The sequence below is a fragment of the Paracoccus sp. ME4 genome (assembly GCF_046736325.1).
Classification (GTDB): Bacteria; Pseudomonadota; Alphaproteobacteria; order Rhodobacterales; family Rhodobacteraceae; genus Paracoccus.
Map to the genome: position 1 here is coordinate 1,965,150 of NZ_CP151276.1, position 9,270 is coordinate 1,974,419.

Annotated in this window: 12 protein-coding genes; 8 read left to right on the top strand and 4 right to left on the bottom strand. The window is 66.3% G+C overall.

From position 1 onward, the window contains the following. Together AACG61_RS10065 and AACG61_RS10070 are read left to right on the top strand one after the other, a co-directional pair. Complete coding sequence (locus AACG61_RS10065; protein ID WP_411837003.1) at nt 1-126, top strand: hypothetical protein; 126 nt, start codon at nt 1-3, stop codon at nt 124-126. After that, on the top strand, nt 126-458 hold the full coding sequence (locus AACG61_RS10070) for a hypothetical protein (RefSeq protein ID WP_411837004.1): 333 nt from the start codon (nt 126-128) through the stop codon (nt 456-458). The genes AACG61_RS10065 and AACG61_RS10070 overlap by 1 nt, the downstream gene beginning before the upstream one ends. A gap of 18 nt (nt 459-476) precedes the next feature. Here AACG61_RS10070 and AACG61_RS10075 read toward each other — a convergent pair whose 3' ends face one another. Beyond that, the gene (locus tag AACG61_RS10075; RefSeq protein WP_411837005.1) at nt 477-1,634 is read right to left on the bottom strand and encodes a BCCT family transporter; all 1,158 of its coding nucleotides are present in this window, start codon (nt 1,632-1,634) and stop codon (nt 477-479) included. A 280-nt stretch (nt 1,635-1,914) separates the two neighbouring features. Here AACG61_RS10075 and AACG61_RS10080 point away from each other — a divergent pair, with 280 nt between their 5' ends. Then, nucleotides 1,915-2,802, top strand: a complete 888-nt coding sequence (locus tag AACG61_RS10080; protein ID WP_411837006.1) for a cation diffusion facilitator family transporter — start codon at nt 1,915-1,917, stop codon at nt 2,800-2,802. 6 nt (nt 2,803-2,808) lie between these two features. Here AACG61_RS10080 and xth read toward each other — a convergent pair whose 3' ends face one another. Continuing rightward, on the bottom strand, nt 2,809-3,594 hold the full coding sequence (gene xth, locus AACG61_RS10085; RefSeq protein ID WP_411837007.1) for an exodeoxyribonuclease III: 786 nt from the start codon (nt 3,592-3,594) through the stop codon (nt 2,809-2,811). A gap of 71 nt (nt 3,595-3,665) precedes the next feature. Between xth and AACG61_RS10090 the strand changes: the two genes are divergently transcribed. Then, a complete protein-coding gene (locus tag AACG61_RS10090; RefSeq protein ID WP_411837008.1) occupies nt 3,666-4,199 on the top strand; it encodes a hypothetical protein in 534 nt (177 codons plus the stop codon). Here the strand turns inward: AACG61_RS10090 and AACG61_RS10095 are convergent. Next, entirely contained in the window at nt 4,196-4,519 is a 324-nt protein-coding gene (locus tag AACG61_RS10095; RefSeq protein WP_411837009.1) for a HesB/IscA family protein, read from the bottom strand. The genes AACG61_RS10090 and AACG61_RS10095 overlap by 4 nt on opposite strands. Before the next feature lie 71 nt (nt 4,520-4,590). On the opposite strand from AACG61_RS10095, the gene AACG61_RS10100 reads away from it, so the two are divergent. The 4 genes from AACG61_RS10100 (at nt 4,591) to AACG61_RS10115 (ending at nt 7,655) form a co-directional block, all read left to right on the top strand. Continuing rightward, nucleotides 4,591-5,751 (top strand): deoxyguanosinetriphosphate triphosphohydrolase, encoded by a 1,161-nt coding sequence (locus AACG61_RS10100; protein WP_411837010.1) that lies wholly within the window; start codon nt 4,591-4,593, stop codon nt 5,749-5,751. 65 nt (nt 5,752-5,816) lie between these two features. After that, nucleotides 5,817-6,239: an OsmC family protein gene (locus AACG61_RS10105; protein ID WP_411837011.1), complete on the top strand. Its 423-nt coding sequence runs from the start codon at nt 5,817-5,819 to the stop codon at nt 6,237-6,239. Continuing rightward, on the top strand, nt 6,236-7,102 hold the full coding sequence (locus AACG61_RS10110; RefSeq protein WP_411837012.1) for a transglutaminase-like domain-containing protein: 867 nt from the start codon (nt 6,236-6,238) through the stop codon (nt 7,100-7,102). The genes AACG61_RS10105 and AACG61_RS10110 overlap by 4 nt, the downstream gene beginning before the upstream one ends. Before the next feature lie 91 nt (nt 7,103-7,193). Beyond that, nucleotides 7,194-7,655, top strand: coding sequence for a hypothetical protein (locus AACG61_RS10115; RefSeq protein WP_411837013.1), 462 nt, complete (start codon nt 7,194-7,196; stop codon nt 7,653-7,655). On the opposite strand, the gene AACG61_RS10120 is transcribed toward AACG61_RS10115, so the two are convergent. Continuing rightward, a complete protein-coding gene (locus tag AACG61_RS10120) occupies nt 7,652-9,247 on the bottom strand; it encodes a peptide chain release factor 3 (protein ID WP_411837014.1) in 1,596 nt (531 codons plus the stop codon). The genes AACG61_RS10115 and AACG61_RS10120 overlap by 4 nt on opposite strands. Between the last annotated feature and the right edge of the window lie 23 nt (nt 9,248-9,270).

A 9,270-nucleotide genomic window follows, 5' to 3' on the forward strand; every position in this document is an offset into this window, starting at 1 on the left:
ATGTTCTGGGTTACGGTTCTGGCATGCGGCCTGCTGGCCGGGTGCAACACGGTCGCCGGAGTCGGCGAGGACATCACGGGGACGGCGCGCTGGTTCCAAGGCAGCCTGCCCACTGGAGGTTACTGATGAAATGGCACCATGTTCAGGAAAACTGGGCGGCCTTCTACGAGGCGATCATCGACAAATGGCCCGAGGCCGATGAGACCGAGCTGGACGAGATCGACGGCGACCAGCGTGCCTTCATCGCCTATCTGGTCGAGGTGACGGGTCAGGAGCCGGACGAGATCCGCGAGGAGCTGCGCGAGTGGCTGGTGGGCGAGATCCCGTCCGACGTGGTCATGGACCCCGGCCACGACAACCACTCCATCGCCCTGTCGTCGAAGTTCGTGGGCGAGGGCGAGGACGAATACGCCGACGACCAGCGCTTCGGCGACGATGGGGACCAGCGCGAAAGCTGATCCCCGATCAGACGGCGATCAGGCGGCCTTCGCGTCGCCGATCCCGTCCAGGCGCGCGATGTGGCGCGCCATCATCACGTAGATCGCCCCATAGAGCGACGCCACGATCAGACCGACCCACTGGATCTCGAACGGCGTGAAGACATAGGCGAAGACCAGCGCCAGCTGCAGCAGGAAATGCAGCGGATAGTAGCGGCGGTCGCCCAGGATCTCGCGCGACCAGCCCAGATTGGCGGAATAGAGTCGGATCAGGCTGTCCAGCGAATTAACCACGAAGATCACGCCCACCGCGATCATGAACCAGTTCAGCCAGACCGGGATCACGATGCCGCCCTGGTGATAGACGAACAGGACGCTGAACCACAGGCCCAGGGGAACGGCGGGCAGCGCGACCATGGCCAGCGCCAACTGCCACACCTGCAGCCCGCCCACGAAGCGCGCGACGAACTGACCGATCATGATCGACCAGGCGAACCACCAGAACAGATAGAATTCGTGATAGTCGCCGATGGGCACCGCAAAGCGCGGCAGATGCGCGAAATAGCCGCCCAGAAGCCCCAGATTGACGAAGAAGTCCGACAGACCCACCCGGCTGTAAACGAAGGCGATCATCGCCAGCGCGGTGAAAGCCAGCATCCCGAAGCCCCAGCTGGACATGATGGCCAGCCATTTCATGATTGCCATGTTGCCGCTGGAGATCACTGCGGTGGCTATCACCACCAGCACCAGCGCCCAGATCGACCATTGCGGCAGGCCGGGGGCATAGCTGGGCAGGTTCGACATGAACAGATAGCAGGTAAAGGAGCAGGTGGCGATGACGGTCAGGTTGTAGACCCATTTCACAACCGGGATCTCGAACAGCTTCAGGCGCGGTTCGATCGCCAGGAAATAGAAGGTCGCGACGAAGTACATCAGCCAGACCAGCGGCCCCCACATGCCGAACTCGACGGCCAAAGCGTTGGTGAAGCCGAAGGCGGCGTCCTGCTCATAGATCGGGAATTCGGTCAGGGGCAGCATCACCAGCCCCATGTCCAGGCCCGCCGTGAACAGCAGGGCGATCAGCGTGAACAGGCCGACGGGCTCTTCGCCCTGCAGCCGCAGGCGGGGCCAGCGGATCAGGACGAACAGCGCGCAGGCCAGCACGCTGAGATAGGCGACAGTGATGATGGACGTCATGCGCCATCCTCCTTTGGTCGTTTGGACGATAACCGCCGCGCCCAAAGTTCGTTTCACACGGATGTGCGAAAACGTGCGGACTGATGCGGCGGGTCATGTTTAGATGACCTAACGATAACGTCAGTTGATCGGGCAGTCAATCAACCGACCGGTCCTGTGGCATGTCGGTGCCGAACGCAGATCGTCGCCGACAGGATGCATCCTTGGCTTGAGATTGTGTGCGGCATCTGCGACATGCTGCGCGAAATTGCCGCGCGCGCCGTCACGAGGGACGACCCCCATGTCCACGACCCTGAAAATCGCCACCGGCAGCATTCTCGTCGGCCTTGTCGTTCTGGCACTCAAGACCTTCGCCTGGTGGGTGACGGGTTCGGTGGCGCTGCTGTCGGATGCGTTGGAGAGCATCGTCAACGTGGCGACCGCGCTGGCCGCGCTGATCGCGATCAAGGTCGCGCAGCGCCCGGCCGATCCGGGCCACCCCTACGGCCACCACAAGGCCGAGTTCTTCAGCGCCGTGCTGGAGGGGGTGCTGATCATCGTCGCGGCGCTGCTGATCCTGTCGGAGGCCTGGGCCGCCTTTCAGGACCCGCAGCCGATCGAGGCGGCGGGCCTCGGCATGACCATCAACGCGGGCGCGGGCCTGCTGAACGCGGCCTGGTGCTGGGTGCTGATCCGTCAGGGCCGTCGGCTGCGCTCTCCGGCGCTGGTGGCGGACGGCAAGCATCTGCTGTCGGACGTGATCTCCTCGGGCGGGGTGCTGATCGGGGTGGGGCTGGCCTCGGCCACGGGCTGGGCGGTGCTGGACCCGGCGCTGGCCATGCTGGTCGGCGTCAACATCCTGTGGTCGGGCTGGAAGGTGATGACCTCGTCCCTCTCCGGCCTGATGGACGAGGCCGTGCCCGAACGCACCCTGTCCACGATCCGCGAGATCATCTCGGACAAGGCCAGCGGCGCGCTGGAGGCGCATGACCTGCGCACGCGCCATGCCGGTGCCGTGACCTTCATCGACTTTCACCTGGTCGTGGACGGGCAGACCACCGTCTCGGACGCCCATGACATCTGCGACCGGGTCGAGGCCAGCCTGAAGGCCAAGCTGCCCGACGCGCAGATCACCATCCATGTCGAACCGGAACACAAGGCCAAGCATTCCGGCGTGCTGGTGATCTGAGGCCCCTCAGGCCGCCAGGCGCACCCAGACGGGAACGTGGTCGCTCGGCTTCTCCTGGGCGCGGGCGTCGCGGTCCACGCCGGTCTCGATCATCAGGTCGGCCGCCTGCGGCGACAGCAGCAGATGGTCGATGCGGATGCCGTTGTCCCGCTCCCACGAACTGCCCTGATAGTCCCAGAAGGTGAACGGCCCGCGCGTGGCCCAAGGGTCGCGGATGCGCACCGCATCGGTCCAGCCCTGGTTCACGATGGCCCGGAAGGCCGCGCGGCTTTCAGGCAGGAACAGCGCGTCCTCGACCCAGGCCTTGGGGTTGGCCGCGTCGCGCGGTTCGGGGATGATGTTGTAGTCGCCCAGCATCACCACCGGCATCTCGCTGGCCAGCAGCTCGGCCGCGCGATGGCGCAGCCGCTCCATCCAGGCCAGCTTGTAGTCGTATTTCGGCCCGGGCGCGGGGTTGCCGTTCGGCAGGTACAGCCCCGCGATGCGCACCGCGCGGCTGCCCACCACCGTCGCCTCGATATAGCGGGCCTGCTCATCGCCGTCGTCGCCGGGCAGGCCGCGGGTCACGTCCTCCAGCGGCAGGCGCGACAGGATCGCGACGCCGTTGAAGCCCTTCTGGCCATGCGTCTCGACCTGCCAGCCCAGATCCTGGAAATGCTCGCGCGGGAAACCCTCGTCGACCGACTTGATCTCCTGCAGGACGACCAGGTCGGCATCGGTGCCGCCCAGCCAGTCGGTCAGCGCCTGGATGCGGGCCTTGACGCCATTGATGTTGAAGCTTGCTATTTTCATGCCGCGCATCTTTAGCGGCGCGGCGGCGTTTGGCAACCTGAACCGCCCATCCGACTCGACCGGAGGCCCCGATGATCCGCGCCCTGATCCTGACGCTGGCGATGGCCCTGCCCGCCGCCGCGCGTCCGCCGACCGGCCTGCTGGAGAAGCCGTCGCCCCTGCCCGCGACGATCCCCCTGCAGGTCGCGGCGCCGGAGGGCTCCGATCACGCCATTCTTCTCAGCGATGCGGATGGTGCCGGGGTCATCAGCGCCTATCTGCGCGGCGGTGAGGTGCTGCGCCTGCTGGTCCCGCCGGGCGATCACCGCCTGTCCGTGGCCAGCGGCCGGCCCGACGACTGGCGCGGGCCGGCGGAGCTGTTCGGCGGGGAGGCCGTGGCCGTGCCGGACACCCTGCCCTTCCGCATTGACGGCGCGCGGCGCGAGGGCCAGTCGATCACCCTGACCGAGGAGGACGGCACGCCGCGCATCGCCGACCGCCGCAACCGGGTCATCTGCCAGATCGCCGAATGGGAGGTGGAGCGCGTCGAGGAGACCGCGCCGGGCGGCACCACCCTGCGCTATCTCGATCCGCAGCTGCGCACCCGCAGCCGCGTCTGCGACTAGATCGAGAAGCTGGTGCCGCAGCCGCAGCTGGCCGTGGCATTCGGATTGTCGATCACGAAGCGCGCCCCGATCAGCTCGTCGGTGAAGTCGATCACCGCGCCCGCCAGATAGGGCAGCGACACCGGATCGACCAGCACCTGCTGTCCGTCGCGTTCGAGGACCAGATCATCGGCCTCGGGCGCATCCAGGCGGATGTCGTACTGGAACCCCGAACAGCCGCCGCCCGACACGGCCACGCGCAGGGGCTGCGGGCTTTTCCCCGCATTGATCTGGGACAGGCGGTCAAAGGCCCGGTCGGTCACTTTCGGCGGCAGGTTCATGGGGCGTTCCCGTTTTCGTCTGATGGCTTCAAATATAGGGTCCGCGGGCACCAGCCGCAAGGAATGCCCCCGTGACCGCACTTGCCCCCTATGCCTGCCATCCGGCCGACAGCCGCGGTCGCCTGCATCACGAAAGCCTGTCCACCTTCCGCTCGCCCTGGCAGCGCGACCGCGACCGGATCATCCATTCCAGCGCCTTCCGCCGTCTGAAGCACAAGACGCAGGTCTTCGTCGAACATGACGGCGAGGGCTGGCGCGGCGACTATTTCCGCACCCGCCTGACCCACACGATCGAGGTGGCCCAGGTCGCCCGCACCATCGCAGGCGCGCTGAACCTGAATGCCGACCTGGCCGAGACGGTGGCCCTGGCCCATGACCTTGGCCACCCGCCCTTCGGCCATACCGGAGAGGATGCGCTGGCCGCGCTGATGGCGCCTTACGGCGGGTTCGACCACAACGCCCAGGCCCTGCGCATCGTCACGCGGCTGGAGCGGCACTATGCCGATTTCGACGGGCTGAACCTGACCTGGGAGAGCCTGGAGGGCATCGCCAAGCACAACGGTCCGGTGACCGGCCGCCTGCCCTATGCCCTGGCCGAGGTGAACGCGCTGTGGGATCTGGAACTGCACACCAATGCCAGCGCCGAGGCGCAGGTGGCGGCCGTGGCCGACGACGTCGCCTACAATCACCACGACCTGCATGACGGGCTGCGCGCGGGTCTGTTCACCGAGGCCGATCTGGCCGAACTGCCGGTGATCGGGCCGGCCTTCGCCGAGGTCGACCGTCTCTATCCGGGGCTGGACCCCACGCGGCGGCGCTACGAGGCGCTGCGCCGCGTCTTCGGCGTCATGGTCGAGGACGTGATCGCCGTCGCCCAGAACCGCCTGACCGGCCTGCAGCCCCGCTCTGCCGACGAGATCCGGGCCATGGACGGGCCGATCATCCGCTTTTCCAAGCCGCTCTATCAGAACATCAAGGCGATCAAGGCCTTCCTGTTCCAGCGCATGTACCGCGCCCCGTCCGTCGTGGTCGAACGCACCCATGCCACGCGGATGCTGAACGACCTGTTCCCGCTGTTCCTGTCCGAACCCGACCGCCTGCCGGACCAGTGGCGCGATGTGGCCGTCGGGCTGAACGACCCGGTCGAACGCGCGCGGCTGGTGCTCGACTATGTCGCGGGCATGACCGACCGCTATGCGATTGCGGAACATCAACGCCTGATCGGGGGGTGAACCGGAAACCTGCCGGGTCCGGCCGCGTTGAGCAGTAGCGATTCACAGCAGGAAAGGTTCATCCCATGATCACGCGCACCGGTTCGGCCCATTGGGAAGGCGGCCTCAAGGGCGGCACGGGCACCGTTTCGACGAAATCCGGCGCACTGTCGGACCAGCCCTACGGCTTCAACACGCGCTTCGAGGACAAGCCCGGCACCAATCCCGAGGAGTTGATCGGGGCGGCGCATGCCTCGTGCTTCTCGATGGCGCTGGCGATGATGCTGGAGCAGGAGGGTGTCGGAGGCGTCACCGTCAAGACCAGCTCGGACATCATGATGGACAAGGAGGGCGACGGTTTCGCCGTCAAGAAGGCCCATCTGACCACCACCATCACCGGCGACGCCGATGAGGCCAAGATCCTGGAGATCGCCGAGAAGGCCAAGGCCGGCTGTCCGATCAGCAAGCTGCTGAACGCCGAGATCACCATGGACGCCACGGTGGCATGATGCGTGTTCGGATCGGTTACGAGTTCGACATCCGGGTCCCGCGGGATACCCCGCTGATCCTGATGGTCACGCCTGAGAAGGCCCGTCACCGCGACTTCGTCGCGCCCGAACAGCTCGTGACCGATCCGACAGTCCCCGTGCGGCGGTTCCGCGACCGCTATGGCAACATCTGCCAGCGTCTGGTTGCGCCTGCGGGAAATTTCACCCTCGGCGCGCATGCGACCGTCCGCGATCACGGCGAATGGGACGAGATCGACCCCGACGCCCGCGAGATGCCCATCGAGGAGCTGCCCGACGAGGTCATGACCTTTCTGGCCGCCTCGCGCTATGTCGAGAGCGACGTGATGGCGCCCGAGGCCTGGCGCCTGTTCGGCGACGTCACGCCGGGCTGGAGCCGCGTGCAGGCGGTGCTGGACCACGGCCACAAGGTCCTGCGTTTCGACTATGGCACCGCGTCCTCGTCGCGCACGGCGCTGGATGCCAGCAAGGGCGGCACCGGCGTCTGCCGCGATTTCGCGCATCTGGCGCTGGCCTATCTGCGCGGGCTGAACATCCCGGCGCGTTACGTCAACGGCTATGTCGGCGATATCGGCGTGCCCAAAGTCGATGCGCCGATGGATTTCGCCGCCTGGATCGAGGTCTGGCTGTCGGACCGTTGGTGGACGCTGGACCCGCGCAACAACGAACGCCGCCTTGGCCGGGTGGTCATCGCCCGTGGCCATGACGCGGCCGATGTCCCGATGCTGAGCAGCTTCGGTCCGCATGAGCTGACCCGGTTTCAGGTCTGGTGCCACCCGGTCGATGAGGATGGCAATGAGATCGACGGCATGGCCTTCGGCGGGGATCAGCGCGTTCGCGCGTGATCGGGCCTTTACCATCTGATCATAAGACCAATGGGAAACCGCATCGGGTTGAGATAACATTCCCGTTATCTCAACCCGAAAGGTGGCTTTCATGGTTCGTCCGTTCGTTCTTGCCCTCTGCCTGCTTTCCGTTCCAGCTCTTGCCAGCGCGCAGGACTGCCCGGACTGGCGGCTTCATGCGCCGAAGTCGATCGAGGCGAATGCAGACGCGCTCTACACGCAGTACCAAAGTCCCACGACCGCCGGCGGGGATGTTCATCTGACGGAATGCGCGGGGATACCCGGCATCGGGTATCTGACGAAGAACCCCGATCTCAGCGTTCAGTACGATGCCTTGGGTCGGGGCCGGCAGCTGGAGTTCCGCGTCCTCTCCGACTGCGACACGACCCTGCTGGTCAACATGCCCGACGAGCAATACGCCTTCGCCGATGACGAGGACGGCCTTAGCCCGGTCATGCGCATCCAGGCCGCCGACAGCGGGCTCTACGACATCTGGGTCGGCACGATCGACAGCGCCTATTGCGCTGCCGTCCTGCAGATCGAGACGTTCTAGACCATCATCTCCTTGGTCGCGGTCAGCTTGAGGTCGGGATGGTCGCGGCCGATCCGGTCGATGTCCCACTGCAGGCGCGTCAGATAGACCAGATCGCCGTCGTGGTCATGCGCCAGGTGGCCCTTGTTGGCCTCGGCAAAGGCCGACACCTTGTCCTTGGGGCCGCTGACCCAGCGCGCGCTGGTGAACTGGCTGCCCTCGAAGCGGACGGGGATGCCGTATTCCAGCTCGATCCGGCTGGCCAGCACCTCGAACTGCAGCGCGCCGACGACGCCCACGATGAAGCCCGACCCGATGGCGGGCTTGAACACCTTGGCGGCGCCCTCCTCGGCGAACTGCATCAGGGCCTTCTCCAGATGCTTGGCCTTCATCGGGTCGGTCGCGCGCACCGTCTGCAGCAGCTCGGGCGCAAAGGACGGGATGCCGGTGAAGCGCAGCGCCTCGCCCTCGGTCAGCGCGTCGCCGATGCGCAGCTGGCCGTGGTTCGGGATGCCGATGATGTCGCCCGCCCAGGCCTCCTCGGCCAGCTCGCGGTCGGCGGCCAGGAACAGGACCGGGTTCGACACGGCCATGGGCTTCTTCGTGCGCACATGGACCATCTTCATCCCGCGTTCGAAATGTCCCGACGCCAAGCGGACGAAGGCCACGCGGTCGCGGTGCTTGGGGTCCATGTTGGCCTGCACCTTGAAGACGAAGCCGGTGACGGGCGTCTCCTCGGGGGCGATCTCGCGGTCGGCGCTGTTCTGGGGCTGGGGCGGCGGGCCGTAGGCCGCGATGCCCTTCATCAGCTCCTGCACGCCGAAGCTGTTGATCGCGCTGCCGAACCAGATGGGCGTCATGTGCCCCTCCAGGAAGGACCGGCGGTCGAAGGCGGGCAGCAGCTCGCGCGCCATCTCGACCTCCTCGCGCAGCTTGGACAGCAGGTCGGCGGGGACATGATCGGCCAGACGCGGATCGTCCAGACCGTTGATCTTGATCGATTCCGCGACCTTGTTGCGGTCGGCGCGGTCCATCAGCTCCAGCCGGTCGTGCAGCATGTCGTAGCAGCCGATGAACTCGCGCCCGACCCCGATGGGCCAGCTGGCCGGGGCCACGTCGATGGCCAGGTTCTCCTGGATCTCGTCGATGATCTCGAACGTGTCGCGGGATTCGCGGTCCATCTTGTTGCAGAAGGTCAGGATCGGCAGATCGCGCAGCCGGCAGACCTCGAACAGCTTGCGGGTCTGCGATTCGACCCCCTTGGCTCCGTCGATGACCATGATCGCCGCATCGACGGCGGTCAGCGTGCGATAGGTGTCCTCCGAGAAGTCGCTGTGACCCGGCGTGTCCACCAGGTTGAAGCGATGTCCGTCAAAATCGAACGACATGGCCGATGCGCTGACCGAGATGCCGCGGTCCTGCTCCATCTTCATGAAGTCCGACCGCGTGCGCCGCGCCTCGCCCTTGGCGCGCACCTGTCCGGCCATCTGGATGGCGCCGCCATACAGCAGGAATTTCTCGGTAAGCGTGGTCTTGCCGGCGTCGGGATGCGAGATGATCGCGAAGGTCCGGCGGCGGGCGATCTCGGGGGGAAGGTCGGGGCGGTTGCTCATGGCCGGGCTTTACCGCGACCGGG

Bases quoted from the DNA above. Each gene is read 5' to 3' on its own strand.
- AACG61_RS10065 (WP_411837003.1), top strand. From the start codon at position 1: ATGTTCTGGGTTACGGTTCTGGCATGCGGCCTGCTGGCCGGGTGCAAC.
- AACG61_RS10070 (WP_411837004.1), top strand. From the start codon at position 126: ATGAAATGGCACCATGTTCAGGAAAACTGGGCGGCCTTCTACGAGGCG.
- AACG61_RS10075 (WP_411837005.1), bottom strand. From the start codon at position 1,634: ATGACGTCCATCATCACTGTCGCCTATCTCAGCGTGCTGGCCTGCGCG.
- AACG61_RS10080 (WP_411837006.1), top strand. From the start codon at position 1,915: ATGTCCACGACCCTGAAAATCGCCACCGGCAGCATTCTCGTCGGCCTT.
- xth (WP_411837007.1), bottom strand. From the start codon at position 3,594: ATGAAAATAGCAAGCTTCAACATCAATGGCGTCAAGGCCCGCATCCAG.
- AACG61_RS10090 (WP_411837008.1), top strand. From the start codon at position 3,666: ATGATCCGCGCCCTGATCCTGACGCTGGCGATGGCCCTGCCCGCCGCC.
- AACG61_RS10095 (WP_411837009.1), bottom strand. From the start codon at position 4,519: ATGAACCTGCCGCCGAAAGTGACCGACCGGGCCTTTGACCGCCTGTCC.
- AACG61_RS10105 (WP_411837011.1), top strand. From the start codon at position 5,817: ATGATCACGCGCACCGGTTCGGCCCATTGGGAAGGCGGCCTCAAGGGC.
- AACG61_RS10110 (WP_411837012.1), top strand. From the start codon at position 6,236: ATGATGCGTGTTCGGATCGGTTACGAGTTCGACATCCGGGTCCCGCGG.
- AACG61_RS10115 (WP_411837013.1), top strand. From the start codon at position 7,194: ATGGTTCGTCCGTTCGTTCTTGCCCTCTGCCTGCTTTCCGTTCCAGCT.
- AACG61_RS10120 (WP_411837014.1), bottom strand. From the start codon at position 9,247: ATGAGCAACCGCCCCGACCTTCCCCCCGAGATCGCCCGCCGCCGGACC.